This window comes from Gluconobacter sp. Dm-62 (assembly GCF_018256155.1).
Classification (GTDB): Bacteria; Pseudomonadota; Alphaproteobacteria; order Acetobacterales; family Acetobacteraceae; genus Gluconobacter.
The window spans coordinates 73,279-99,608 of the sequence record NZ_JAERLY010000006.1 but is presented as its reverse complement, the minus strand read 5'-3'; the positions used below and the strand labels follow the sequence as shown (position 1 = coordinate 99,608).

Annotated in this window: 25 protein-coding genes; 6 read left to right on the top strand and 19 right to left on the bottom strand. The window is 61.8% G+C overall.

What is annotated here, in order from left to right:
- Nucleotides 1-7 precede the first annotated feature (7 nt).
- The 8 genes from JK202_RS08460 to JK202_RS08425 form a co-directional block, all read right to left on the bottom strand.
- Complete coding sequence (locus JK202_RS08460; protein WP_211560134.1) at nt 8-391, bottom strand: hypothetical protein; 384 nt, start codon at nt 389-391, stop codon at nt 8-10.
- 171 nt (nt 392-562) lie between these two features.
- Nucleotides 563-1,471 (bottom strand): lysophospholipid acyltransferase family protein, encoded by a 909-nt coding sequence (locus JK202_RS08455; RefSeq protein WP_211560132.1) that lies wholly within the window; start codon nt 1,469-1,471, stop codon nt 563-565.
- Entirely contained in the window at nt 1,468-2,451 is a 984-nt protein-coding gene (gene lpxK / locus JK202_RS08450; RefSeq protein WP_211560130.1) for a tetraacyldisaccharide 4'-kinase, read from the bottom strand. Before lpxK ends, JK202_RS08455 begins: the two co-directional genes overlap by 4 nt.
- Nucleotides 2,448-4,313, bottom strand: coding sequence for a glycosyltransferase N-terminal domain-containing protein (locus JK202_RS08445; RefSeq protein WP_211560128.1), 1,866 nt, complete (start codon nt 4,311-4,313; stop codon nt 2,448-2,450). Before JK202_RS08445 ends, lpxK begins: the two co-directional genes overlap by 4 nt.
- 78 nt (nt 4,314-4,391) lie before the next feature.
- Complete coding sequence (locus tag JK202_RS08440; protein WP_211560126.1) at nt 4,392-5,120, bottom strand: polysaccharide lyase family 7 protein; 729 nt, start codon at nt 5,118-5,120, stop codon at nt 4,392-4,394.
- A 41-nt stretch (nt 5,121-5,161) separates the two neighbouring features.
- Complete coding sequence (locus JK202_RS08435; protein ID WP_211560124.1) at nt 5,162-6,046, bottom strand: universal stress protein; 885 nt, start codon at nt 6,044-6,046, stop codon at nt 5,162-5,164.
- Nucleotides 6,047-6,093: 47 nt separating this feature from the next.
- Nucleotides 6,094-6,696, bottom strand: a complete 603-nt coding sequence (gene pdxH / locus JK202_RS08430; RefSeq protein ID WP_211560122.1) for a pyridoxamine 5'-phosphate oxidase — start codon at nt 6,694-6,696, stop codon at nt 6,094-6,096.
- Between the two features lie 114 nt (nt 6,697-6,810).
- A complete protein-coding gene (locus JK202_RS08425; RefSeq protein WP_349291847.1) occupies nt 6,811-7,353 on the bottom strand; it encodes a hypothetical protein in 543 nt (180 codons plus the stop codon).
- A 144-nt stretch (nt 7,354-7,497) separates the two neighbouring features.
- Here JK202_RS08425 and fabI point away from each other — a divergent pair, with 144 nt between their 5' ends.
- Both fabI and aroC read left to right on the top strand, forming a co-directional pair.
- Nucleotides 7,498-8,349 (top strand): enoyl-ACP reductase FabI, encoded by an 852-nt coding sequence (gene fabI / locus JK202_RS08420; RefSeq protein WP_062030291.1) that lies wholly within the window; start codon nt 7,498-7,500, stop codon nt 8,347-8,349.
- Between the two features lies 1 nt (nt 8,350).
- The gene (gene aroC, locus JK202_RS08415; protein WP_211560120.1) at nt 8,351-9,433 is read left to right on the top strand and encodes a chorismate synthase; all 1,083 of its coding nucleotides are present in this window, start codon (nt 8,351-8,353) and stop codon (nt 9,431-9,433) included.
- A 27-nt stretch (nt 9,434-9,460) separates the two neighbouring features.
- Here the strand turns inward: aroC and JK202_RS08410 are convergent, their stop codons facing one another.
- On the bottom strand, nt 9,461-9,892 hold the full coding sequence (locus JK202_RS08410; RefSeq protein WP_211560118.1) for an OsmC family protein: 432 nt from the start codon (nt 9,890-9,892) through the stop codon (nt 9,461-9,463).
- Nucleotides 9,893-10,229: 337 nt separating this feature from the next.
- Between JK202_RS08410 and JK202_RS08405 the strand changes: the two genes are divergently transcribed.
- Nucleotides 10,230-12,206 carry a ribonucleoside-diphosphate reductase subunit alpha gene (locus JK202_RS08405; protein ID WP_211560116.1) on the top strand — a complete coding sequence of 659 codons (1,977 nt, stop codon included), beginning with the start codon at nt 10,230-10,232 and terminating at the stop codon, nt 12,204-12,206.
- Between the two features lie 25 nt (nt 12,207-12,231).
- Nucleotides 12,232-13,251: a ribonucleotide-diphosphate reductase subunit beta gene (locus JK202_RS08400; protein WP_211560114.1), complete on the top strand. Its 1,020-nt coding sequence runs from the start codon at nt 12,232-12,234 to the stop codon at nt 13,249-13,251.
- Between the two features lie 3 nt (nt 13,252-13,254).
- Here JK202_RS08400 and JK202_RS08395 read toward each other — a convergent pair whose 3' ends face one another.
- A complete protein-coding gene (locus tag JK202_RS08395) occupies nt 13,255-14,112 on the bottom strand; it encodes a tRNA1(Val) (adenine(37)-N6)-methyltransferase (RefSeq protein WP_211560112.1) in 858 nt (285 codons plus the stop codon).
- 149 nt (nt 14,113-14,261) lie between these two features.
- Between JK202_RS08395 and JK202_RS08390 the strand changes: the two genes are divergently transcribed.
- Nucleotides 14,262-15,317, top strand: a complete 1,056-nt coding sequence (locus tag JK202_RS08390) for a polyprenyl synthetase family protein (protein WP_249199825.1) — start codon at nt 14,262-14,264, stop codon at nt 15,315-15,317.
- A 43-nt stretch (nt 15,318-15,360) separates the two neighbouring features.
- On the opposite strand, the gene murI is transcribed toward JK202_RS08390, so the two are convergent.
- Both murI and JK202_RS08380 read right to left on the bottom strand, forming a co-directional pair.
- The gene (murI, locus tag JK202_RS08385; RefSeq protein ID WP_211560110.1) at nt 15,361-16,206 is read right to left on the bottom strand and encodes a glutamate racemase; all 846 of its coding nucleotides are present in this window, start codon (nt 16,204-16,206) and stop codon (nt 15,361-15,363) included.
- Entirely contained in the window at nt 16,206-16,952 is a 747-nt protein-coding gene (locus JK202_RS08380; RefSeq protein WP_194255166.1) for an orotate phosphoribosyltransferase, read from the bottom strand. The genes murI and JK202_RS08380 overlap by 1 nt, the downstream gene beginning before the upstream one ends.
- Nucleotides 16,953-17,158: 206 nt before the next feature.
- Between JK202_RS08380 and JK202_RS08375 the strand changes: the two genes are divergently transcribed.
- Entirely contained in the window at nt 17,159-17,395 is a 237-nt protein-coding gene (locus JK202_RS08375) for a hypothetical protein (RefSeq protein ID WP_211560108.1), read from the top strand.
- 16 nt (nt 17,396-17,411) lie between these two features.
- Here the strand turns inward: JK202_RS08375 and JK202_RS08370 are convergent, their stop codons facing one another.
- From JK202_RS08370 to JK202_RS08340, 7 genes are all read right to left on the bottom strand, one after another.
- Nucleotides 17,412-18,707 (bottom strand): citrate synthase, encoded by a 1,296-nt coding sequence (locus tag JK202_RS08370; RefSeq protein ID WP_211560106.1) that lies wholly within the window; start codon nt 18,705-18,707, stop codon nt 17,412-17,414.
- A gap of 91 nt (nt 18,708-18,798) precedes the next feature.
- Nucleotides 18,799-19,314, bottom strand: coding sequence for a histidine phosphatase family protein (locus JK202_RS08365; protein WP_211560104.1), 516 nt, complete (start codon nt 19,312-19,314; stop codon nt 18,799-18,801).
- Nucleotides 19,314-19,649, bottom strand: a complete 336-nt coding sequence (locus tag JK202_RS08360; RefSeq protein ID WP_211560264.1) for a chorismate mutase — start codon at nt 19,647-19,649, stop codon at nt 19,314-19,316. Before JK202_RS08360 ends, JK202_RS08365 begins: the two co-directional genes overlap by 1 nt.
- 10 nt (nt 19,650-19,659) lie before the next feature.
- Complete coding sequence (locus JK202_RS08355; RefSeq protein WP_211560102.1) at nt 19,660-20,346, bottom strand: metallophosphoesterase; 687 nt, start codon at nt 20,344-20,346, stop codon at nt 19,660-19,662.
- A gap of 112 nt (nt 20,347-20,458) precedes the next feature.
- Entirely contained in the window at nt 20,459-24,982 is a 4,524-nt protein-coding gene (locus tag JK202_RS08350; RefSeq protein WP_211560100.1) for an AAA family ATPase, read from the bottom strand.
- Nucleotides 24,983-25,016: 34 nt separating this feature from the next.
- Complete coding sequence (locus JK202_RS08345; protein WP_211560098.1) at nt 25,017-25,652, bottom strand: thioredoxin domain-containing protein; 636 nt, start codon at nt 25,650-25,652, stop codon at nt 25,017-25,019.
- Entirely contained in the window at nt 25,653-26,288 is a 636-nt protein-coding gene (locus JK202_RS08340; RefSeq protein ID WP_211560096.1) for a thioredoxin domain-containing protein, read from the bottom strand.
- Between the last annotated feature and the right edge of the window lie 42 nt (nt 26,289-26,330).

The window sequence follows — 26,330 nt, the reverse complement described above, 5'->3', positions numbered from 1 at the left end:
CGCAGGTTCAGGCGGCGCAGGTCTCGGCCAGCGGCAGGACCGGACGGATGACATGCAGAGCGAGTTCGAAGCTGGCATAGCTTCCGAGTTCATGGTCGCGGATCTGGTCGATCAGCACCCAGCGCATGCCCTGAGGGCGCAGCATGTATGCAGGATCGGGATTTTCGCGCACCCAGACCAGAACGTGATCGACAGGTGCGGTGCCATCCACATTGACGACGTCATGAGAGGCATCTGCGATTTCTGCATCAAACACACCCATGCGCTGTCCGGCTTCCAGCCAGCGTAGCAGGTACTCGCGATGACGCGGCAGAAGGCCCTGACGCAGCGGCACGATATTGCTCGCGCTGCGGCCGTGGGAGAGGTCGTGAAGGTGAGTCACCTGCGCCATCAGGAAATCCTCATCAAAAAGCCGGGCAGGGCACCCGGGTCGTGGTGATGAGTTCAGGCTAGGGTCCCAAAGGGGCGTTTCACAATCTTTAATAACGCCTGAAGAGGGCTTTGCGACACAAACGATCCCTACTGTGACAAATCTGCCATGCTCTAAACGCATAGCTCAACATTATGTTGTCATATTCCGGTACAGGGATTTGTCCCACCGGCGATGCAGCCAGAGCCAGGACCCTGGAATTTCGCGGATCCATGATTCGAGGCGGTCATTGAAGCGCTGTGTCAGGGCGAGCACATCCTGTGCGCGATCATCCGTCTTTTCGGGCGAAAAGGGCGGGTCTACGACCAGAACGAGTCTGGCGGGGCCATCGCGGCGGACATGCCCGGTTACGATCAGGGTATCGTGTCTCAGGGCAAACACGGCGGCAGCAGAGGCTGTCATGGCAGGCCGTCCAAAAAGCCGGGCCTCGATTCCGTCATTCATTTTCTGATCCCCCAGCACGCCCAGATGTCCGCCTTTAGACAGATATTTCAGAGCAGAGCGCGCGCCTTTCGCACCTTTGGGGAACATGGGTACATCCTGTCCCATCGCGTCCTGACGGAGCTTGTGGATCAGACTGTCAACGCCGGGGTTACTGGCCGCGCGATAGAAAGATGCGAACGGCATGCCATACCGGGCCACGACAGGAGGCATGAGTTCCCAGTTGCCGATATGACCTGAGAAGAAAATGACCGGTCTTCCGGATGCCTTGGCCGTTTCGAGATGTTCCGCGCCTTCCACGCTCCAGCCCGCGCCGGAGGGCGCGTTTTGTTTTAGCCGGCTGATATGGGGAAATTCACCAACGGTGCGCCCCAGATTTTCCCAGCACTCGCGGACGATGCGTCGGCGCGCGGAGGCGTCGAGTTCGGGCATGGCGAGTTGCAGGTTCCGGTCTGCGATCTTCGAAACGGGCAGGAGCGCTCCGATCGTGCGCGCCACGATGCCTCCAAGATTGGAAGATGCTGCGGGTGGCAAGGCGCGGATGGTGGCCAGCAGGCCACGGACCAGCACGGTTTCGGCGCGGTACAGGAAAGACGTCATGATTTGGCGAACAGCAGGTCGAGCAGGCGTTCGGGCGATTTCGGATCAGCCCAGAGCAGTTCAACGCCAATGACCTTGACCTGTGTGCGGAAAGGGAACGGGAGCTTCACGGCGTCCTTTGCGGTCGTAACCAGGGTCGTGCCGGATTCACGGCTGAGGGATTCAAGGCGCTGGATGTCACGGGTCGTATAGAAATGATGGTCGGGGAAGGGGAGCGCACGGATAGGGGCAACGCCTGCGTCCCGCAACATATCGAAGAACTTGTCCGGGCGGCCAATCCCCGCGAACGCCACAATGCGCCGGCCCTGAAGGGTCCGGATTTCGGGGCCGGGCACCAGTCTGGCCTGTGCGGTCAGGAGATGGCGCGGGAATGTCGGGAGCAGGTTGTGCCGATCGTCTCCGATGACGACGACGGCCTGAGCGCGAAGCAGGGCATCTGCAAGGGGTTCGCGAAGAGGGCCGGCTGGCAGGACGCATCCATTGCCGAAACCTGTGGCGCCATCCACCACGAGGATGGAGATGTCCTTGTGCAGGGTCGGGTTCTGGAAGCCGTCATCCATGACGAGGCAGTCTGCCCCCTGACCAATGGCGAGCCGGGCGGTTTCAGCGCGGTTGGCACCAATCCACGTGGGGGCCATCTGGGCAAGGAGAAGCGGTTCGTCGCCGACGTCCCGGGGCGTGCTGCGGCCAGGGTTCACGTCGATGGGCCCACGTTCACGGCCGCCATGACCCCGGCTCAGGATATGGGGATGATGGCCCCGATCCTTGAGACGCTGCACCAGATCAAGGGCAAGGGGGGTCTTCCCTGTGCCGCCTGTGGTGACGTTGCCGCAGCACAAAACCGGGACAGAGGCATGAAAAGTCGGTCGTCTGAGGCGGCGGCGGGTGAGTGTCGTAGCGATGAAAGCAAACGGCCGCAGAAGGCGCGCGATGGGGCTCCGGGTGGGGCGCAGCCAGAAACGGGGTGGGCGACGGCTCATCGTTCAACCGTATTCAGGATGCGGTCCCGCAGGACGTTGACCACCGAACGCTGCAATCCCGTTGTCCTGACGGGCGGGAGAGGGGATTCGAGCCATCGTGTCAGACACTCCACATCGTTTGTGACATGGATTGTATCAGAAACGGTGGCCATTGCCTCGCGCCAGTTCTCCATTTTTGGACCTGTGGCAGTAGGAACCCCCAAACGGAGCGGCTCAAAAGGATTATGTCCTCCGCCCTTTCCGGCAAGGGAGTTTCCGAGAAAGCAGCGGTTGGCCAGGCGGAAGAAAAGGCCAAGCTCACCCAGTGTGTCGGCCAGCCACACCTGTGTCTGTGGGGTCGGGTCCTGACCCGTGGAGCGGCGTGGGAGGTTGAAACGGGCCGCCAACTCCGAACCGCGGGCAGGGTGGCGCGGGACGAGGATGGTCAGCAGGTCTGGCTGGCATTTTCTGGCATTTTCGGCGGCCTGAAGAACGAGTTCTTCTTCTCCCGGATGGGTGGAGGCAGCGACGAACACCGGCCGGTCGCCGATCAGGGCTTTCAGGCGCCCATATTCCGCCGCGTCATACGGAAGGGGTGGGGCGTCCTGTTTAAGGTCGCCGTCTTCATAGACCGGAGAGGCGCCGAGGTCGCGGAAACGGGCTGCATCTTCCGGACCGCGCGCCGCCACCCAGGACAGGCGCTGCATCATGTGCTGCGCCGGGCCACGCAGGCGGTTCCAGCGGCGGGAAGAGCGGTCCGACAGACGTCCGTTGACGAGCATGACCGGAATATCCCGCTGTGCGCATGCGGCGATGATGCCAGGCCAGAGTTCGCTCTCAACGAAAATAGCGCCTTCCGGCTGCCAGAGGTTCAGGAAGCGTCGCAGCCAGCGCGGGACGTCGTGGGGGATGAAGCGATGGATGATCCGCTGTCCGTACAGGGGATGCCGGGCCACGATTTCGCTGCCCGTGACGGTCGCAGTTGTGAAGAGAATGCGCATGTCCGGTCTGGAGGCCAGAAGGGCATCGGCCAGCGGCATGGCGCAGAGGGTCTCGCCGACGCTGGCGGCGTGAAGCCACAGAAGCGCGCCTCTGGGGCGGCGGACACTGCCCAGACCCATGCGTTCACGCAAGCGCCCGGGCAGTTCCCGACCACGATGCAGGCGGACCCGCAGCATGACAGTCAGGGCGGGCGCGAGCAGGGTTCCCGCCATGCGCCACAGGCGGTCGGCTGGGTGGGATGACTGGCTACGCACGCTGCTTTCGGCACGGTGGGAGACGTCATGCAGCGCAGCCTGAAGCGTGGGGCCGTCGGGCTGGAACAGGGGTTCGCCCATGATAAGGGTGCCGCGCCCGAAGGGGAGAGGAAAGGTCAGACCGTCCCATGAGGGCAGACGCAAACTCGTGCAGGCCATGCCGAGGGGCACCACGGCGCATCCGGCCAGACGCGACAGGACGACGGCACCGGGCTGAACCTGCTCAGCCGGTCCGCGAGGCCCGTCGGGGGTGATGCCAACGATCGAGCCGCTCTGAATTTCTTTCAGCGCTGTACGGAGGGCTGCGGCCCCGCCCTTGTCCTTGCCCTTCTTGCTGGACGAGCCATGGATGCCGATGATGCCCCATGGCCGAACGATTTTTGCGATCAGCACGCCATCGGGATTGCGGGACACCAGAAAGCGGAGCGCCAGCCGTGGTTCCTGCGGGCGCGCCCAGAACCACAGGGCCGGGCTGAGTGCCAGCGAGCGGTGCCAGAAGGCGACCACGCTCCCCTGACCGGGTGTGAGCAGCGTTTCGACCGCACGGGGAGAGCCGCTGACCTGCCAGCGTGTGGAACGCAGGCAGAGTCCCAGCCACAGGCGAAGCAGGCGTGAAGACAGGCTCATGACGGGTCGGGTAGCACGCGGCGTTACAGGCGGCAAAGACTATGCATCATATTGTGTAAGGACCGGAGCCAGGGGCCATCAGGGAGCCGGATGGCGAATTTCGAGGGATGTAAACGTCACACGCGCCGCGTCACCATGGCAGGGCATATGCCAGCCAGTCTGACCTGCAACCGCTTCGAACCACATGACGGGTGCAGTCGCGGCCACAGGCATGGCGAGCACGCTACGGGTCCCGTTGACCACCATGACCAGCGTTCCGTTCGGACGTGAGGAGATGCCGTAGCTGACGTTGCTGTCCGGATAGATTGTGCCGGCGACGATGCTGCGGGTTGAGTTGCCGTCATGGATGGCCACCGTGACCTGAGAATGTCTGCCATCAGCGACCAGCTCGACAACAGCGCCACGCGTGCTCTGGATACGGCCGATAATGACGCGTTTGTCGCTTGGCCAGGTGTCGATATGCAGACTGGCGTTCATGTCAGCCGGCGTCTGCTGGAAATACCAGGCCGTGCCTTCGCGCAGGACAGTTGCCGGTGCTGTCTGTCCGCGGATGGAAGGCTGGAGTCCGTCCGTCCGCAGGGTGATCGCGCCTGTCGCCGGATCCTGCTGATAGAACGGGCTGTGATAGCCCGTCGCCAGCGTGGTTCCCGGAACGAGTCGCAGCTTCAGGCGAGCCTGAGGTTCCTGAAGGGTGAAGCTGCCTGCGTGTGGCGGGGAGCGGGTGTCCATGGCCGACACGGGAGCCGGTGCGGTTCCTGCCAGTGCGAGGGTCAGACAGGTTGCGCAGATGAGGCGGGGCAGGGACATGACGGTTCCTTCAGGCAGACAAAGAGGCGGGAGAGGCTGGTTCAGCGGCTCATCAGAACGGTGATCTGGGCCTGTTCCAGAATGTGACGGGTGACACCGCCCAAAATCATCTGGCGCAGACGCGAATGGGAATACGCACCCATGCCGAGCATGTCGGCGTTGAATTCCGTGGCTGCTTTCAGAAGTCCGGCGCCGATATCGCGGTTCACGGCTTCGAATTCACGGGCAGTGGCGGAAACGCCATGCATCCGCAGATAGGTCACGACTTCATCTGCACCTGGTCCGCGCCGCTGATAATCCTGACAGGTCAGGACCTGAACGGCCTCGGCCTTATGGGCCCAGGGCAGGATGCAACGCAGGGCCAGTGAGGCCTCAGGCGTGCCGTTCCAGGCAATGGCAATCCGCTGTCCGACAGTTTTCGGTGGTGTGGGTGGCGCGATCAGCAGCGGGCGTCCGCTGTCGAACAGAATGGCGTGCAACGTCTCGGAGGCGCGTGGGTCACCGTCTTTGGCCAGATTCGGAACCAGCGTCATGTCAGCCAGACGCGAACGCCAGGTCAGGGAGTCGTGTTCAGTCCCATTGAGGACATCGAGACTGGCACTAACGCCGTCACCAGCGGATGAGCCGATTTTGGAAGGCTCGATGCGTCGGATGCCATGCTCCTGGATAAAGGTATCGAAGGCCCGGCGGATTGCGATGGCACGGCGCTGGGCTTCAGTCGTGGCCGTGTCGATCATTTCATTGACCATACCGGCTGAAATGCCTTCACCCGCCAGCGTCGCGACTTCGGACGGGTCGGAGCCGACCACGACGGCCGACAGATGGGCCTCGAAACGGCGCGCAAAATCAAGCGCGACCGACATGACGGCTTCGAGGTCATCGGAGCCGTTCAGGGGGAGAAGAATATTCTTGATGTCGATAAGCATGGGTAAAGGCTCCCCGGCCATAATCACTGTACGTCGTTATGATGTATTTACGGATAAAGTCGCGTGACGTTCCATCCGTTTCCGTCACGGGTCCACACGGCACGGTCATGCAGGCGGTAAGGACGGTCCTGCCAGAACTCGATCGCCTCGGGCAGCACGCGGAATCCGGACCAGTTTGCCGGGCGGGGGATTGGTCCGTCGCCGTATGTTTCGTCCGCAGCCTTCAGGCGTTCTTCAAACGTGCTGCGGTTATCCAGCGGTCGCGACTGGTCTGAGGCGATGGCGCCAAGGCGGGATGTGCGGGAACGGCTTGCGAAATAGGCATCAGCCTCGGCATCGCTGACGGCCTCGACCGGGCCTTCGATCCTGATCTGGCGACGGATGGACTTCCAGTGGAACAGCAGGGCGATATGCGGATTGGCGAGCAGTTCACGCCCCTTGCGGCTTTCCAGATTGGTATAGAAAACGAAACCCCGTTCATCCACGCCCTTGAGCAGGAGCATCCGGACGGAAGGATGTCCATCAGGAGCGGATGTGGCAACAGCCATGGCGTTGGGATCGTTCGGCTCGGACGCTTCGGCATCTGACATCCAGGTCGCGAACAGGGCGAAGGGATCGGCCTTCAGGTCAATCAGGGGGATGTCGGACATCGGAGGCTCCTTGAAACAATATTGGCGTGACAGGGACGATGAACCCGGCTCGCCAGTGTCGGGATCATAACGCGGCTGGCACGTTCCAGCCATCCGGTCGCCTACAGAAGCATTTTACGCCCTCCGCTCGCATTGCGCCTTGATCTGGGACAGCATGCGACGCCGCAGTAATCCACTGCCGAGGCGGATCACGACCCAGTAGGGCAGGAAGCGCCGCCGGACATGGCGGGTGGGGCAAAGGACATGCGTCTGCGTAACAAGGCGCGTCCTTCCCTGCGTGGCAGGGGCTGTCGTAAAGGACAGGATCAGGGTTGCAAGCGACGCATCCCTGTTGCCGAAAAACTCAATAGGTGTGTCAAACCGGCGCAGTCCGTAATCCGTGTGCCAGAAAGCGCCTTTCAGCCCATAAACCAGGCTTCGATCCGTTACTGACAGGAGGGTAAAGTCCTCAAGTTCCAAGGCAGGTGGCGAGGGTGCTTGCAGCAGATGAGCAGGCAGTCCACGCAGGAAAAGAGCGGCCCGGAAGAGGGCATCGTCATTCAGGCGGTAGTGCCGGGTGCAGTCCAGAATGCTCCTGGGCAGGGCGCGGATCAGAATGGAATGACGTTCGGAAAAATCGAACGGTTCATTGTTGGCGCAGATGGATTTGGGGCGCACAGGCAAAAACTCCTCAGCGCCCGAGTGATGCCTTAATGCCCTGTCAGAGGGCAAAAAACGGCGCAACCGTCGCAAAGTCTTGTCTGTAACGGGCGCTTGTGCAACCACGACCCTCAATACGCCAACGCGATTCAGGAAATCACCATGTCTGAAACGGAAGACAATATCCCGGCACCCGTGACCGGAACCCTCATGAAGGGCAAGCGCGGTGTGATCATGGGTGTTGCCAACAAGCACTCCATTGCCTGGGCCATTGCCAGCGCCTGTGCGGCACAGGGTGCGGAACTTGCTTTCACCTATCAGGGCGAGGCCCTGGGCAAGCGCGTCCGCCCGCTGGCCGAAAGTGTCGGGTCTGAACTCGTCATTTCCTGTGACGTCAGCGACGACGATGCCATCAACACCACGTTCGACGAGATCGAGAAGGTCTGGGGCAAGATCGATTTCGTGCTCCATGCCATCGCCTTCGCCGACAAGCAGTATCTCCGCGGCCGTTATATCGACACGCCGCGCGATGCCTTCCTGCAGGCCATGGACATCTCCTGTTATTCCTTCGTCGCCGTCGCACGTCGTGCGTCTGCCATGATGAATCCGGGCGGGTCCTTCCTGAGCATGACCTATCTCGGTGCCGAGCGCGTCATGCCGCACTATAATGTGATGGGCGTGGCCAAGGCGGCTCTGGAGGCTTCCGTGCGCTACATGGCTGCCGATCTGGGCCGCGACGATATCCGCGTGAACGGGATCTCCGCCGGTCCGATCATGACGCTGGCTGCCAACGGGATCAGCGATTTCCGCTACATCCTGCGCTGGAACCAACTCAATGCTCCGATGGAGCGCAACGTGACCCTCAAGGATGTCGGCGGTTCGGGCATGTACCTGCTTTCCGACCTGTCCAGCGGCGTGACGGGCGAGATCCATCATGTGGACTGCGGCTACCACACGGTCGGCATGAAGAACCCGGACGCCCCGGACATCGCAGCGGTCGGCTCCGGGAACTGACATGTCGGACAACAGCTTCGGGAAGCTCTTTCGCGTCACCACATGGGGTGAGAGTCACGGGCCGGCCATCGGCTGCGTCATTGATGGCTGCCCACCCCGCCTGAAGCTGTCCGAAGAGGACATCCAGCCCTGGCTCGACCGCCGTCGTCCGGGGCAGTCCCGCTTTACCACGCAGCGCCGGGAGCCGGATCAGGTCCGCATCCTGTCGGGCGTGTTCGAAGGCCAGACGACCGGAACCCCCATTTCGCTGATGATCGAGAATACCGATCAGCGGTCGAAGGATTACGGCGATATCGCAACCCGCTATCGCCCCGGTCATGCCGACATCGCTTACGATATGAAATACGGTATCCGCGATTATCGCGGGGGCGGGCGCTCTTCGGCGCGCGAGACGGCCATGCGGGTTGCTGCAGGGGCTGTGGCGCGTGTGCTGCTGAAGGCGCTGGTGGGCGAGGGTGTGAAAATCCGCGCTGCTTTGACCGGCATTGGCGGGCAGACCATCGATCCCTCCCGCTGGGACTGGGACGAGGTCGAGCGCAATCCGCTGTGGTGCCCGGATGCGGGTTCCGTGGCGTCGTGGGAGGCGCTGCTCGACTCCATTCGTAAGGATGGATCGTCCATCGGTGCGACGGTTGAAGTTGTTGCGGAAGGTCTGCCAGCCGGACTCGGTGCCCCGGTTTACGGCAAGCTCGATGCTGATCTGGCCGGAGCTATGATGGGCATCAATGGTGTGAAGGGCGTCGAGATCGGAGACGGTTTTGCCGTGGCTACCCTGCGCGGTGAGCAGAACGCCGATCCGATTGCGCCAGGACCGCAGTTTGTCTCCAATCATGCCGGGGGCATTCTGGGCGGGATTTCGACAGGGCAGCCCATCGTGGCGCGCTTTGCGATCAAGCCGACCAGCTCGATCCTGACCCCTGTCCCGAGCATCACGCGCGATGGTGAGTCTGTCGAGGTGATGACGAAGGGGCGGCATGATCCCTGCATAGGCATCCGGGCCGTTCCCGTGGCCGAAGCGATGATGGCCTGTGTGCTGGCCGATCATCTTCTGCGCGATCATGCGCAGTGTGGTTGGGGCCGCTAAAGACCCCGGCCTGCAAGACAGAATGCCTCAGCTTTCGAACGTGGCGTCCAGCGTGATCTCTGCCTTGATGACCTGAGATAGCGGGCAGCCTGCCTTGGCCTTGTTCGCAATCTCAATGAACTGGGCTTCGGAGGCTCCAGGCACCTTGCCGCGCAGGGTCAGGTGAGACTGCGTGATGGCAAAACCTTCACCGGACTTGTCGAGTGAGACGGTCGCCTTCGTTTCCAGTGACTCGGCTTTGAAGCCGGCCTGTTCGAGCATCATGGACAAAGCCATGGTAAAACAGCCCGCATGAGCCGCGCCGAGCAGTTCTTCGGGATTCGTGCCAGGCTTGTCTTCAAAGCGCGTATTGAAGCCGTAAGGCTGGGCGTGCAGGGCGCCGCTCTGGGTGGAAATGGTGCCTTTGCCGTCCTTGAGACCGCCGCTCCAGTGTGCCGAAGCTGTCTTCTTGATAGTCATGATGGGCTCTTCCGTTTTGTGGGCTCGCCTCCCCAAACGCGGTGTTGTCCGGATCGTTGCCCGACGCGATGTTCACGAAATTTCCCAATTCTGTGACCGGTATCACACACCGGGAAAAGGCTTCGGGGAAAACTCTTGGGATAACAGCCCGATAGGGGCGGTTTTCTGCGAACGGCACTATATCTAGGGCCATTAACCCATTCCTTCCCTAGATATGGGATGGTCCGAATTCACAGCTCTTCCGATTTTGCAAGCGAACTTCGTGCTTGCGATCAGGTTCGGAGTGATGGAAATGAGTGCTCAAGACTTCAAAAATAGATGCCCTGCGGAGAGAGCGATGACCCTTCATGACGTGACGACGGACGTGTCCGACGAGGCTCCCCGTGCCCATGAAGTGCGTCCGCCTGTCGACCATCCCATTGGAGAACCACCCCTTTCGGCCGATGCCGATTTCGGGGACATGTTCGACGATGTCGTGCAGCTTCCGGGCCATCATGCCGTGCGGGTGGATCGTTCGCGCGATTCCCTGCTGACGGATTTCGGCAAGGCGACTCTGAACAACCGCTACCTGCTGCCGGGCGAGGACTATCAGTCGCTTTTCGCACGTGTGGCGTCCTATTATGGCGCGGATGCGGGCCATGCGCAGCGGATCTATGACTACATTTCCCGCCACTGGTTCATGCCCGCGACGCCCGTTCTGTCCAATGGCGGCACCGAGCGTGGACTGCCGATTTCCTGCTTCCTGAACGAGGCTGAAGACAGCCTTTCGGGAATCGTGGGGCTGTGGAACGAGAATGTCTGGCTGGCGTCCAAGGGCGGCGGCATTGGCTCTTATTGGGGCAATCTGCGCTCCATCGGCGAAAACATCGGCCGCAATGGCAAGACGTCCGGCGTCATTCCCTTCATCCGCGTGATGGACAGCCTGACGCTTGCGATTTCGCAGGGCTCGCTCCGTCGGGGTTCGGCGGCCGTGTATCTGCCGGTCTGGCATCCGGAGGTCGAAGAATTCGTCGAGATGCGCCGCCCGACGGGTGGGGATCCGAACCGCAAGGCGCTGAACCTGCATCACGGTGTGCTGGTGACCGATGCGTTCATGCGTGCGGTCGAGGCTGACGAGGAATGGGCGCTGCTGTCGCCCAAGGATCACAGCACAATCCGCAAGGTTTCGGCACGTGGTCTATGGATCCGCATCCTGACGGCACGAATGGAGCAGGGCGAGCCCTACATCATCTATTCCGACCATGTGAACCGCGCCCGTCCGGAGCATCACAAGCTGGCCGGTCTGGAAGTGAAGACGTCCAATCTCTGCGCCGAGATTACGCTGCCGACCGGCATCGACCATCACGGCAAGAACCGCACGGCTGTCTGCTGCCTGTCCTCGCTCAATCTTGAGACCTGGGACGAGTGGAAGGATGATCCGCAGTTCATCGAGGACGTCATGCTGTTCCTCGACAACGTTCTGCAGGATTTCATCGACCGCGCTCCGGATGACATGGCGCGTGCCAAATATGCCGCTGCGCGTGAGCGTTCGGTCGGTCTGGGTGTGATGGGCTTCCACTCCTTCCTTCAGGCCCGGATGATTCCGTTCGAGTCCGTGATGGCGAAGGTCTGGAACCGGAAAATTTTCGAATATATCCGCAAGCAGGCCGATGCTGCGTCCAAGCATCTGGCTGAGGTGCGTGGTCCGTGCCCGGATGCCGAGGAATACGGCTTCATGGAGCGTTTCTCGCACAAGCTTGCCATTGCCCCGACGGCCTCGATTTCCATCATCACGGGCAATGCCAGCCCCGGTATCGAGCCGATCAGCGCTAATGTGTTCCTGCAGAAGACGCTTTCGGGTTCGTTCTCGGTGCGTAACCGGCATCTGAAGACGATTCTGGAAGAGCGCGGTTACGATACGGACGAAGTCTGGTCGGCTATTACGCTGAACAAGGGCTCCGTGCAGAACCTCGACTTCCTGACGCAGGACGAGAAGGACGTGTTCAAGACAGCGTTCGAACTCGATCAGCGCTGGGTTGTGGAGCATGCCGCCGACCGTGCGCCGTTCATCTGTCAGGCGCAGTCAGTGAACCTGTTCCTGCCGGCCGATGTTCACAAGCGCGATCTGCATCAGATTCATTTCCAGGCGTGGAAGAAGGGGCTGAAATCCCTTTACTACTGCCGCTCCCTGTCCGTGCAGCGCGCTGATGCGGTGTCTACGCTGGCGGTGAAGAGCGACATTCTGGAAGACGAAAAATACGAAGCCACGGCTCAGGCTGCCCCGCGCGGCGAAATGAGCAGCGGCGATTACGAAGAGTGCCTGTCCTGCCAGTAATGGCGGGATGCGAAAGGACGCGATCATGAGCGACACGACCCCGACCACCGGTTATCAGGCCGAGCAGCATTTCGACCTGATGACCGCCAACCCGGTCTACAAGCCCTTCCGTTACCCCTGGGCCTATGACGCTTGGCTGACCCAGCAGCGCGTCCACTGGCTGCCGGAGGAAGTGCCACTGGCCGATGACGTGAAGGACTGGCACCGAACGCTGACGGAAGCCGAACAGCATCTGGTGACGCAGATCTTCCGCTTCTTCACGCAGGCCGACGTGGAAGTGAATTCCGCGTACATGAAGTATTACAGCCAGGTCTTCAAACCGACCGAAGTGCTGATGATGCTGTCCGCGTTCTCGAATATCGAGACGATTCACATCGCTGCGTATTCCCATCTTCTTGATACTATCGGAATGCCTGAGACCGAGTATTCGGCCTTCCTGAAATACAAGGAGATGAAGGACAAATACGATTTCATGCAGTCGTTCAACATCGACAACAAGCGTGAAATCGCCAAGACCATGGCAGCCTTCGGGGCGTTCATGGAAGGGCTTCAGCTTTTCGCGTCGTTCGCGATCCTGCTGAATTTCCCGCGTTTCAACAAGCTCAAGGGCATGGGGCAGATCGTGTCCTGGTCGGTGCGTGACGAGACGCTGCACTGCCTGTCCATGATCCGTCTGTTCCGCACGTTCATCCGCGAGAACCCGGAACTATGGACGGCCGATTTCCGCGAGGAACTCGCGCAGGTCTGCCGCACGACGGTCGAGCACGAAGATGCGTTCATCGATCTGGCGTTCGAGATGGGGCCGGTTGAGGGCATGTCGTCCGACGACGTGAAGGCCTATATCCGCTTCATCGCCGATCGCCGCCTGACGCAGCTTGGTCTGGACCCGATCTATGGGCAGGAAAGCAACCCGCTGCCGTGGATCGATGACATGCTGAACGCAGTGGAACACGCCAACTTCTTCGAAAACCGTTCGACCGAATATTCCCGTGCTTCCACGTCCGGCACCTGGGAAGAAGCGTTTGAAGGCAACGTCTTCAGCTGAAGATCAGACGGAGAGGCCCTGACCTTCGGGCAGGGCTTCTCCGTCTCTCAACACGCGTTCTGCGGCGGCTGTAAAGCGGCCGTCTGCTTCATGCAGGACGAGCCCGGCCCGCAGCCGGAAGATCCCGCGGCCCCCATGGACCGCGCGCACCAGAACCAGTTTCGCTTCCCGGCCCGCTCGCGGCCAGAAGGGATAGAGCTGGATCGAACCACATCCATGTTCCAGTAATGTCTGACACGCCCGATCCGCGATGGCCGTGGACAGGACGAATGTCAGCGTGCCACCCGGAAGTACCCATTTCGTCAGGGCGCGCACCCAGTCTTCCGGTGCGGTCGTCTCGGCACTCAGGGCCAGACGGCGTCGGTTGTCGGGCGAGGGCGTGCCGTGAGGGCTGTGCCAGGGGGGATTGGCCATCACATGATGAAAGCGGCCATTAGCGGTCGGGGTGAGGCCGCGCAGATTTCGCGGGATGTCAGGCAGATGGGCCTGAAGGACCTGAAGCCGCTTCACGCCATCGGGATCGACGTTAGCCTGAATATTGCGTTCCGCCAGTTTCAGGGTCTCGGGATCGGCTTCCAGCCCGACTCCGCTCACCCCCGCAAGACGGGCAGCCAGACACAGCAGGGCTGCGCCAGCCCCACATCCTGCTTCCAGAACCGTCTCGCCACGCTTTGCCGGGATGGAGGCCGCCATCAGAACGGGTTCAAGTCCTGTCCTGTAACCCTCGGTGAACTGGTCGTACCGGACCCGTCCCCCCAGCAGTGATCCTTCTTCCCGGACGGGGCCGTGGCAGGCAAATGCGCCCCCGGAGAGGGATTTCGGAGGGGGCAATGGGTTGACCGTCTTCCTGCTGCCGCTCATATGGTCTTTCCAACCTGTCGTCCGGCGTTATATGGCCCGTTCGTTCTTCCCACGACAGGAGAGAAAGAACGGGTCACGCCACATCATATCGTGCCCGTGCGGTCCTGGGCCAGTCCCCGGGTCCGTTGCGGGAACTGGAGTAATGACCCTTGGATTCTGCCGCACCGGACGTTTCTGCGACCGTTGATAGAGCTGTGCTCAGGGAAGCAGGGAGCGAGAGCGCCCTTTCCGCTCTGTCCGCCTATCTGGAACAGGACATGCAGGCCTGTAATCGCGCCATTATCGCGCGGATGGAAAGCCCGGTCCCGCTCATTCCACAGCTCGGCGCCCATCTTGTCGCTGCAGGCGGCAAGCGGCTGCGTCCGCTGCTAACGCTCGCTGCCTCCCGCCTGTGCGGCTACCAGTCGACTCCGGAAAACCAGCGTCATGTTGGGCTGGCGGCCTGTGTGGAGTTCATCCATACCGCAACGCTGCTTCACGATGACGTGGTTGATGAGAGCAACCTGCGGCGCGGGCTTGCGTCGGCCAATGCGGTGTTTGGTAACAAGGCCTCCGTTCTGGTGGGCGACTTCCTGTTCGCACGCTCTTTCCAGCTCATGACGGCAGACGGGTCGCTGAAGGTCATGGCGATCCTGTCCGATGCGTCGGCGACGATTGCCGAGGGCGAAGTCCTTCAGATGGTGACGCAGAACGATCTGTCCACGCCGGTCGAACGCTATCTCGAAGTCATTCACGGCAAGACGGCGGCCCTGTTTGCCGCGGCCTGTCGTGTCGGCGCGGTTGTCGCAGATCGTCCGGAAGCGGAAGAAGTGGCGCTGGACCGTTTCGGGACCAATCTGGGCATGGCGTTTCAGTTGGTTGACGATGCGCTCGATTATGCTGCCGATCAGCAGGTTCTGGGCAAAACGGTCGGCGACGACATGCGCGAGGGCAAGATCACGCTGCCGGTTCTGGCGGCGTATGAGGCTGGCTCTCCCGAGGACCGGGCGTTCTGGGAGCGTGTCATTGAGAAGGGTGAGCAGACGGATGCCGATCTGCCGCATGCGCTGGGTCTGATTGAAAAGACCGGGGCAATTGCCACGACCATTGCCCGCGCGCAGGTCTATGCCGCCGAGGCTGTCGAGGCGCTGTCCATTTTCCCGGACAGTGAGCTGCGTCGCCTGATGACGGAGACGGTCCAGTACACCGTCGATCGCGCCCGCTAAAGCCCTCTGAAACGCCCTGTTCGATCGGACAGGGCGTTTTCTTTCAGGCTTCTACCGGGTGCAGTATGGGCGCTGCGAATATTTCCCATTGCGAAAAACCCAGCCTTTCCGCAGCCTCTTGCAGTCTCGTGGCTTCATGGGAGGCGTGCGTCATCAAAAGCCGGCCGGGGCGGGATGCGCCTGGAAGTCCTGGAGCGTCCTGAAGGACGGTCCTGACCTGCCGGGCGACGGCGGGAGCGGGGTCCAGCCAGGTCACGCCGGGGGGAGACAGGCGCTCGAAGGCGTCCATCAGAAATGTATAATGTGTGCAGCCAAGACCCACCGTGTCGATCTCATCGCCATGGGGCTGGCTGAAGAGACAGTCCAGTTCGTGCTGTACGTCGGTATCCGCGATGACTTCGCCCAGAAAGGCGCGCTCTGCCAGATCGGCCAGTCTGCGGGCACCATGGGTGATCAGGCGGCAGTCTGACGCGAAATCGCGATGAAGCTGGAGGATGTAAGGCCGCCGTGCTGTGGCGGATGTCGAGAGTAGACCGATAACCCGGCTTTGCGAGACACGTCCGGCCCAGCGGATCGGAGGCACACAGCCGACTACGGGAATTTTCAGGCGCTCGCGCAGGGCGGGCAGGGCAATCGTGCTGGCGGTATTGCAGGCGATCACCAGAATATCGGGCTGAAGATGTTCGCAGGCTGCGACCAGAAGGCTAACGATGCGCGATGTCAGCAGATCATCCGGCTGTTCGCCATAGGGAAACAGCGCCGTGTCGGCGAGATAGTCGATAGGGAGGGTGGGAAGGAGGTCGCGCAGGGCCTGCACGACGCCCATCCCCCCGATGCCGGAGTCAAAAACGAGACTCCGGCCAACTGGCACGGATGCGCCAGTCTCCATCAGGCTTCGGCTTTGGCCTTGAGAGCCAGCGCTTCTTCCGCGCTGCTCACGCCGCCATGCTTCTTGGACCAGCCACACGGGTCTTCGAGGAAGCGGCGGACTTCGGCGCTGTCCTTTTCAGAGAAGTAATCGCCGCCCGCGCAGGCTTCCAGAACGTCCCACCAGGTGCACAGGGCGTGCAGGGAGATGTCCATGTCTGCCAGCGTCTTGTGAGCACCGGGGAAGACGCCATAGAAGAACACGACGAAAGTGTGGTTCACGATGGCGCCTGCATCGCGCAGGGCATTGGCGAATCGGATCTTGGAAGCGCCGTCTGTCGTCAGGTCCTCGACCAGCAAGGTGCGCATGCCTTCGGGCACATCGCCTTCGATCTGTGCGTTGCGGCCAAAGCCCTTGGGCTTTTTGCGCACATAGGCCATCGGCGTCATCATCCGGTCCGCAATCCAGGCGGCGAACGGGATGCCGGCGGTTTCACCACCGACGACCGCGTCGATGCTTTCATAGCCGATATGACGGCCGATCTTCTCGACGGCCAGTTCCATGATCTTGGTGCGCGCACGCGGGAAGAAAATGATCTTGCGGCAGTCGATATAGACCGGGGACTTCCAGCCTGACGTCAGGGTGTAGGGATCTTCCGGGCGGAAGTTGATGGCCTTGATTTCAAGCAGGATACGGGCCGTGGTGAGGGCCGCGTCACGGTCCCACTGGGTGCGGCCCGCCATCGGGCTTTCGGCGAACTGGGTCATGCTTGTCTCCGCTGACGTCGTTTTCTCGTGGTTTACCGGCCTGTCGCCGGGAAGGGTAGGGGCAATATGGCCCGCTCCCGCAACGGATGAACTTTAGTGGCGCCTGTCAGTGTCACCGGTCGTTCCGATCTTCGTGCTTGCATGGGAGGGCCGGGAGTTCTAGGGAGAGATATCGATATTCATTCTCATTTACGGCAGGATCAGAAGTGAGCATAGAGACCAGCCGGATCGGCCGGAAATGCGAACGCGCTGTTGTGACGGCCTATCAGGAGCTGCGGGACGTCGGTCAGGCGGATATCCAGGCTTTTGCGGCCTGCACGACGCTGTACCGCATTCATCACCCCGAATCTTCCGTCAAGGAAGCCCGTCGTCTCGTGGCCGAATGGATCGACCACCACGTCGTTCGTCAGGCCAGAGGCCAGACTCCGGGCTGCGACTGCTGAACTTTGCGGAGGAGCCTCAGCTCCTCTCGCTCATCGGGATGAAGCTCCGTTCAGCCGCACCGATATAAAGCTGCCTCGGGCGGCTGATGCGGATGGACGGCTCCTCGATCATTTCCTTCCACTGACTGACCCATCCGACCGTCCGCGCGACAGCGAACAGGACGGTGAACATGCTCTTGGGAATTCCGAGGGCCTTGAGAATCAGTCCGGAATAGAAATCCACATTCGGATAGAGGCGGCGGCTGACGAAATAATCGTCCTCCATTGCCACGCGCTCCAGCTCCATGGCCAGATCCAGCAACGGATCGCGCTTGAGGCCCAGCTCCTCGATGACTTCATGGCAGGTCGCCTGAAGAATTTTCGCCCGCGGGTCGAAGTTCTTGTAGACGCGATGGCCGAAGCCCATCAGGCGTACGCCCGAGTTGCGGTTCTTGACCTCGTTGAGAAAGGCCGGAATGCCGTCGCGAGTGCCAATCGATTCCAGCATACCGAGGGCTGCCTCGTTGGCCCCGCCATGTGCGGGCCCCCAAAGGGCGGCAATACCGGCCGAGATGCAGGCGTAGGGATTTGCGCCCGTTGAGCCGACGAGCCGCACGGTCGTCGTGGAGGCATTCTGTTCATGGTCGGCATGGAGCAGAAGAATACGATCCATCGCACGCGCCAGAACCGGATTGACGCGGTAGTGGTTGCCGGGCCGGGCGAACAGCATGTGCAGGAAATTCTCGGAGAACGACATTTCTTCATCAGGATAGATGAAGGGCTCGCCGATGGAATATTTATAGGCCCAGGCTGCAATCGTGGGGACTTTGGCGATCAACCGGCGGGCAGAGAGGTCCCGGGCTTTCGGCTCCGAAATATCCAGGCCGTCATGATAGAAAGCCGAGAGCGCGCCAACTGTTCCACACAGGATTGCCATGGGATGGGCGTCGCGGCGAAAGCCATTGAAGAAGTTCCGGATCTGCTCGTTCAGCAGCCGGTGGGTGTTCATGTCCGTGCGGAATGTCTGATACTGCGCGGCTGTCGGCAATTCACCATAAAGCAGCAGATACGCCGTTTCCGTAAAGCTCGCATTAAGGGCCAGATCCTCGATCGGATAGCCACGATGCAGCAGGACACCCTTGTCACCATCGATGTAGCTGATGGCACTCGTGCAGGTCGCAGTGCTGCCCAATCCCGGATCGAAGGAGAAGACCCCGGTTTTCTGGGAGAGGGCACGCATGTCCACGACGTTCGGACCGATTGTCCCTTCCAGAAGCGGAAACTGGCGGTTGAGGCCATCGAGACCAAAGGTTGCGGAACGGTTTTCGGACATGCAGCTTATAACCCGCCTGAAGTGTAAGGATGTTGTTTTGTTTTACATCTGAAAGGTTTTTTATGTCCAGAGAAGCCCTCTGGACGATCTTTCAGGGCAGGAGAAGGCTCGTTGGCTGGATTGTGGAAGGGCGAACATCCAGCCACGGGCCGGGAACGTCAAATCCCGTCAGGCCAGCGAGCGGATAGCCCCGATAGAGCGCTGAAAAACTTGTTCCCTGAAGGGCAGGTCCCAGAAGATCGCAGGCAAACTCACCGATAGTGGGATTATGCCCGACGATCAGGAGCGTCTGGACAGTTTCAGCCGTAGCATGCACCAGACCGTAGAGAGTGTCCGGAGTTGCGGAATAGAGACTGTCTTCGATCGTAAGAATATGCGCATGCCCCATGCCGTTCAGAACGCCCTGAGCGGTCTGTCGGGTGCGTGTCGCAGGGCTGCACAGGATCTGGACAGGGCCGGAAATCTCAATGGCCGCGAGTTGTCTGCCAATGCTAGCGGCCTGCTCCTGTCCCTTTGGTGTGAGGGGGCGACCGCGATCACCGTTTTCGGTCAACACGTGGGGGACCGCCTCTGCATGACGCAGAAGCAGAAGGCGGTGCAGGCCCATCAGGCTTCCGATGCCTTGCGTGCGTTGGCCGCGATGGCTTCATGATGGCGGATCACCTCACGGATGACGAAGGCCAGAAACTTCTCAGCAAAATCAGGGTCCAGATGTGCGTCCCGGGCAAGTTGACGCAGGCGTTCAATCTGGCGCGTCTCACGGGACGGGTCGGCAGGAGGCAGATGGGCACGGGCCTTGAGTTCGCCTACTTCCTGCGTGCAGCGAAAGCGTTCCGCCAGCATGTGGATCAGGGCCGCGTCAATATTATCGATGCTGGCACGCAGGCGCTCGAGTTCGGCCAGTGCAGGATCAGAGCCGGCCGGATCAGGATTGAGGGGCATGTTGGAGGGCTTAGGGCTCATTCAGATCAATCCAGGCAAGATGGCCGCCTTTTCCAGCACCCAGATCGGTAAAGACAGCCGTGCCCCCCAGACGTCCCGTGCGGCGCCAGGGGCGTCCGTCGGTTGAGCGGCGGTCATGGCCGACATAGACCGTCACCCCTTCGGGGATACGGTTGATCCAGGTCAGGCGGCGTTCGGGATAACCGTCCGGCTGCATGCGGCCGGTCGTTTCACCAAAAAGGGCGCGGGACAGGGGGGCGGACATTTCACCCAGACCCGGCACGGGAGAAAGGGACAGCATGGCTGTATGAAAGCCGCCATGCACGAACAGGGACCGGCCGATCCGCAGCCAGGTGGGTGCCTGATCAATGGCCGTATAAACGCGTTCGGGAAGGCCTTCATATTCAGGAAGGGAAATCTGGCGCAGCGTCTCTTCGAGGGGCGGATCGCGCCTTAGGCGGCGGCCTTCAAGGGCGCGGCCAAGTTTGCGGTCATGGTTACCGAGAATGAACACCCCGCGCTGCTGTTCCAGAAGTTCGAGCATCAGCTCCATCACGCCTGCGCTGTCGGGCCCATGATCCACGAGGTCCCCAAGCTGGATGACGAAGCGGTCCGTTGCTGTTGCGTGCCGGAAAGCGTTCAGATCACCATGCACGTCTCCCACCACGCGGATCCCGTGTTCACGGATTCGCGTCATGATGGGGTCGGGAAGGGGCGGATCAACGAAGATGGCGCGTGCTTTCTGGTTTTCCTTCTATCAAAGGGCCAGAACGGTCCAACGTCAATTTATCTGTTTGAGAAAATTGACCTTAGCCGTCCACCAGCGCGGCTGCGCGCCCCAGATCGACTGACAGCACCCGGCTTACACCACGTTCCTGCATCGTGACACCATAAAGACGATCCATATGCGCCATTGTCAGCTGATGATGCGTCACGACCAGAAAGCGCGTGCCGGCTTCCTTCGTCATATCGGACAGCAGGGAGCAGAAACGCTCGACATTGGCGTCATCGAGCGGCGCATCGACTTCATCGAGCATGCAGATCGGAGCCGGGTTGCAGCGGAAGGTCGCGAAGATCAGCGAAAGCGCGGTCAGGGCCTGTTCGCCACCCGAAAGCAGGGACAGCGTGGAGAGCTTCTTGCCCGGAGGCTGGGCGAAGATTTCAAGCCCGGCTTCCAGCGGATCATCGCTGCCGACCATGCCCAGATGTGCGCGTCCGCCACCAAACATCCGCGCAAACAGGGACTGGAAATGCCGGTCCACCTCCGAGAAGACCGCCAGAAGGCGCTCGCGTCCTTCACGGTTGATCGTACCAATCCCGCCGCGCAGCCTGTTGATGGCGGCTGTGAGTTCAGCGTGCTCGCGGGCGATGGTTTCAGCCGTTTCGCGTGCTTCCTCGAACTCGGCTTCCGCCCGCAGATTGACGGCGCCGAGGTCTTCGCGCTCACGGCTCAGGCGGGAGAGACGGCGGCGGGTCGAGGTTTCGGCCTGTTCTGACAGGTCGGACGGATAGGCCCCACCCTGAGGAGGCTCACTGTCAGCCAGAAGACGCTCGCGGGCGGCAACGGCCTGTTCGGCGCGTTCGGTCAGGCGCGCAATCGCTTCGCGGCCGGACGCCAGCGCGAGGTCGGCGTTGCGGCGCTGCTCCTGCGCTTCGAGGCCGGCCGTACCCGCCGCTTCGTCTTTGGCTCTGGCCACGTCATAAGCGCTCTGGGCCTCTGTCAGGGTCTGGTCGTGGCCAGCGAGCCTGCGTTCCAGTTTGGCGGGAAGGGCGCTGTGCGTCTGGAAACTGTCCTGCAATTCGTCCCGGCGGCTCCGCAGATGGGCGAGGCTGGCTTCTTCGCCAGCGATCCGGGTGCCGAGGGCCTCGAGCCGCGCGCGGACCGCGGCCAGTGCGCCGGTCAGGCGGACGTCTTCAAGCGACAGGCGATTGCTCTCGGTCCGTGCTGCGTCAAGCAGATGTCGCGTTTCGTGAAGGGGGGCGGTAGCGTCCAGAACAGCCTGTCCCAGAAGGGCGGGGTCAGGACGTTCGGCGAGTTCGGCCGTACGTTTGGCATGATCGTCCCGCAGGCGGCTGACGAGGTCGTGCAGTTCCCTCTGACGCGGCTCCAGTGCGGATCGCCGGGCGAGGGCGGTTGCGGCGGACTGATCGAGGGCCTGAAGTTCCTGCGTCAGCCGGTTGGCCTCGTTGCGGCATTCCCGCGCGGTCTGTGTTGCAGCATCGGCGGAAGAGCGCGCCTGATCGAAACGCTGCTGGGATGCCTGAGACGCGGCTTGCAGTGCGGGGATATCGGGCCGGTTATCCTGCTGCTGAAGCGAAATGCGCTGGGCTGTCAGGCGTTCGTGCTCCTGCTCCAGTCGCGCCAGCCCTTCATCCAGATCCTGCAGGCGGGTGAGTGTGCTGTCATGCCGCAGAAGGGCCTGATCCAGTTCGCGGGAAGCAGTGTCGGCGGCACTCCGTGCATCCTGAAGCCGGTTGTTGGAGTCGCGCAGGGCATTGCGCGCGTTTTCGGCATCTTGTGCGCTGTTCTGTGCTTTGAGCAACAGGTCGTCGGGGTCCGGGTGGACCTTCAGTTCGGCTTCCGCCAGTGTGGCGGCATTCTGCGCATTGGCCAGGGCAGCTTCGGCGTCTTTCAGGCGTTCGGCAGCCTGTTCCCACTGGGTCTGGGCGAGGGCTGCCTTCTGCTCGATCCGCGAGGCCACTGTCCGGGCTTCGGCAAGCTGCGGCTCCAGTGCTGTGCGGTCGCGACGCAGGGCCGTGAGCGCAGCTTCAGCCTGTTCGCGAATCTGGGTGGCTGTGGTGGCCGTCTGGCTCAGACGTGGCTGATCGGCCTGATGGGTCTGAAGCAGGCTCCGTGCTTCCGTCAGGCGACGACGCTGCTCCAGCCGTGCTGCACCGGCGTCCGGTGCGTCGGCGGAGCGGGTAAATCCATCCCAGCGCCAGAGCGCGCCACTGCGACAGACCAGAACCTGCCCGGGCTGGAGAGTTTTCTGCAATTCCGGTCCGGCGCTGGCATCTTCGAGCAGGAATGCGGCATCCAGGCAGCGTTTCAGGGCTTCAGGGGCCTGAACAAGAGCCGAGAGCGGGCTACAGCCGGCCAGTTCTGCATTGCCGATCCTGTCCAGAGAGCGCCAGCGTCGGTCGGCGGGAATGGTGTCGGGGGCGAGGGAGGCGTCCAGCCCGTCTGCGAGCACTGCCGCAACGGCACGGGCCATGTCTGCCGGGAAGTCGAGCTCCTCTTCCAGCGGGTGCGGCTGGGCTGCCACGGCATTGAGGCTCTGTTCCAGACCCTCACATTCACCCTGCGTGCGCAGGAGGAGTGTTTCCAGCGCTGACAGGGTCTGCCGGGCCTGTGCTTCCTGTTCCCGGGCAGTCGTCAGTTTGGCTTCGGCCTCGATGAGGGTTTTTTGCACGGTGGTCAGGCGCGCTTCGGTCTGTGCGACTGTGTTCCGGGCGCTTTGAACAGACTGTTCGGGAACAAGGGCGGTCCGGGCTGTCGTCTCTGCCGTTGCAGCCAACTGGGCTTTCTGCCGGGCCTGAGCAAGCGCCTGCTGGCTCTGCTCGACGACCCGGAGAAGCGCCTTGCGACGCTGCGTGCCTTCTTCGGCTGCCGCCCGGGCTTCCAGCCAGAGCGCGCCGAGCCGCTCCTGTTCCTGCCGGGCGTGGTCCTCGTGCTCGCGCGCCTCGGTCAGGGCCTGCGCTGCGCTGTCGCGGGCTGATTCAAGTTCTACCCGCGCGTCCCCGGTGAGCAGACCGGCCTGCGCTGCATCCCGCGTTGTCCGGTCCTGCCCGATCTGGGTCTGGGTCGTCTGGAGGCGTCTGTTCAGATCGGCTTCCGTGGCCTGAAGGGCTTCGAGACGGCTCCTGCCTTCGGCGAGCGCCTGGCCGTCCAGTTCGGCTTTGAGGCGCGCTTCCTGTAAAGCAACTGTGCAGTCCTGTTCCCGGCGGCTGGTGAGCTGTGACTGCTCCTGCATCGAAGCGGCTTTCTGACGCAGCGCGTCAAGCGTATCGTTATCGGGTGTTGCCTGATCCAGCGCTGCAATCTCCGCCTCAAGAGCGTCCAGCGCGCCGATCTCCGCATCCAGCCGGATGGTCAGGGCATCCAGCCCTTCCATGACGCCGTCCCTGCGGATGGCCTCGGCATCCCGAAGCCGGGTCGCGCTGTCCAGCGCGAGGGCCTGTTCCTTTTCGAGCGCATCGAGGCGCTCACATTCTGTCGTGCAGGAGGCGCGCAGGTCAGGCAGGGCAGCCATGTCGGCCTCAACACCCGCACATTCCTCAGCAGCAATCTTTCGGGCAACGTGGTCCGCTGTCAGGCTGGATTCGGCGCGGGCGAGATCTCCCTCAGCCTGTTCGAGGCGAACGCGCGTTTCAGATTCGGTCTGCCGGGCGCGCTCGAGGTCCTGCTTCAGCGTTTCAGATTGCACCTTCAGCCGTTCCAAGGCGCTGCGAAGGCGGTCTGTTTCCTCGCGCGCCTGTGGAGCCGCCTTGCGGGCTTCAAACTCGGCCGTGGCGGCGGCCTCGGCAGCCTGTTCGGCTTTTTTTAGGTCTTCGCGCGCCTTGGCCAGATCGTCCCGGCTGCGCTGCACGGCCAGATTGGCGCGGGCATGGAGCAGGGCGTGAAGCTCAGTTTCCGTCTGGCGGATTTTTTCGGAAATCTCGCGGTATTTCCGGGCCTGAACGGTCTGCCCCTCAAGGCTTTCGAGGCGTTCCTCAAGCTGAAGGCGCAGGTCTTCGGCGCGGGAGAGGTTCGTCTCGGTCTGGCGTAACTTGAGTTCGGCGTCGTGACGTCTGGCGTGCAGACCCGTGATGCCCGCGGCTTCTTCGAGCAGCAGACGGCGCTCTTCGGGCTTGGCCGCGATGAGCTGGCCGACACGGTTCTGGCTGATGATGGCGGAGCTTCGCGCGCCGGACGCCAGATCGGCGAACAGTGTCTGGACATCACGGGCGCGCATGACGCGGCCATTGATGCGATATTCACTACCCGATCCGCGTTCGGCCCGGCGGCTTACTTCCAGCTCATCCGCATCCTGAAACGGGGACGGGGCCAGACCAGCAGCGTTGCTCAGATGTAGCGTGACCTGAGCGATGTTACGGGCCGAGCGCGCGCCTGTGCCCGCGAAGATCAGGTCATCGAGTTCCCCACCACGCAGCGCACGGGCGGAGGTCTCGCCCATGGCCCAGCGCAGGCCTTCGACGACATTGGATTTGCCGCAGCCGTTCGGCCCGATAATCCCCGTCAGGCCGGGGAGGATATCGAGACGCACCTCATCGGCGAAACTCTTGAAACCGCCGATGCTCAGGCGGTCGATCGTCGTGGTGCGGCTCGACATCAGGGTATGAAAGTACTGGTCCTATGTTAGCGGATCAGGACGCTTTGGCGACGAGATCGGCGAACTTTTCGTAGGTTTCCGGGTCCTGATCGTAATGCGTATTGTTGAAGCGGAAATAGGGTGTGCCCTGGATATTATAGGTGTCCGCATCCTTCTTGACCTGATTGAAGAGGGCCTCGGCAAAAGCGTTATCCTGACTGATCGCCTGGAACTGCGCGGCTGAGACACCCGCGAGAGCAGACATCTGCTGCAGGCGCTGCATCGGATCGCCACCGGCGGCGAAAGCCCACTGCATCTGGCTGGAGAACAGGGCTTCGAGGAACGGCACGTAACGCTCTTCCGGCAGCGAACGAGCCACCATGGCCGCTGTCAGGCCGACGCGATCGCCGCAGAAATCATGGAACTGATAACGGATTTTGCCAGTATCGATGAGCTGTTCCTTGATCTTGGGAAACTCTTCGGTCGCGAAATGCGCGCAGTGCGTGCAGGTCAGGGAGAACCATTCCTGAACCAGAACCTTGGCGTTCGGGCTGCCGATGATGCGGGAACTGAGTCGGGCATCGGTCGAACCCGTATCAGCAGCATGGGCTTTGCCAGCGGCTGCTCCCGCTACGGCGAGAGCCGGGGCAGCGGAGACGAAAAAGCGGCGTGAGAGGGAAAGACGGGTCATTCAGGAGGCCTTTGCAACTGCTTTGGCGAAAGCATCATAGCTCTGCGCCACGTCGGGAGCAGGGGTGTCATTGATACGGAAATATGGCGTGCCCTGGATCTGGAGGAAAGCGCCGTCATGGTCCTGTTTGTTGATAATGGCCTCTCGCAGAGCATTATCGGCGTTGATCTTGTCAAATTCCGCAGCACTCACACCGAACAGGGCTGCACGCTTTTTCAGTTCCGCGACGGGATCGATGTTCTGCGCGAAGGCCCACTGGTCCTGATGGTCGAGCAGATCCGTCACGAAGGGCTCATAGCGCTCGGCGGGCAGGGAGCGTGAAACCATAGACGCCAGCAGCGCAACCTGATCCAGCGGGAAGTCATGAAAGCGGTAGCGGATCTTTCCCGTGTCGATCAGGTTTTTGCGGATCTGGGGAAAGACCTCCTGCGCGAAATGGGCGCAATGCGAGCAGGTCAGGGAGAACCACTCGTCCACGATCATCTTCGCATCCGGCGAACCGACCAGCCTTGGCCCCATGCGCGGGTCGCTGGCGGGCAGATCATCCGCCCGGGCGAACGGCACGGACGCACTGGCTGCAAGGGCCATTGCGGAAGCAAGGAGGGTACGGCGGCCGAGAGGCTGTGGGGCAGACATGGGCGGGGCTCCGCGGGAAACGTTGCTGATACTCGAACGACG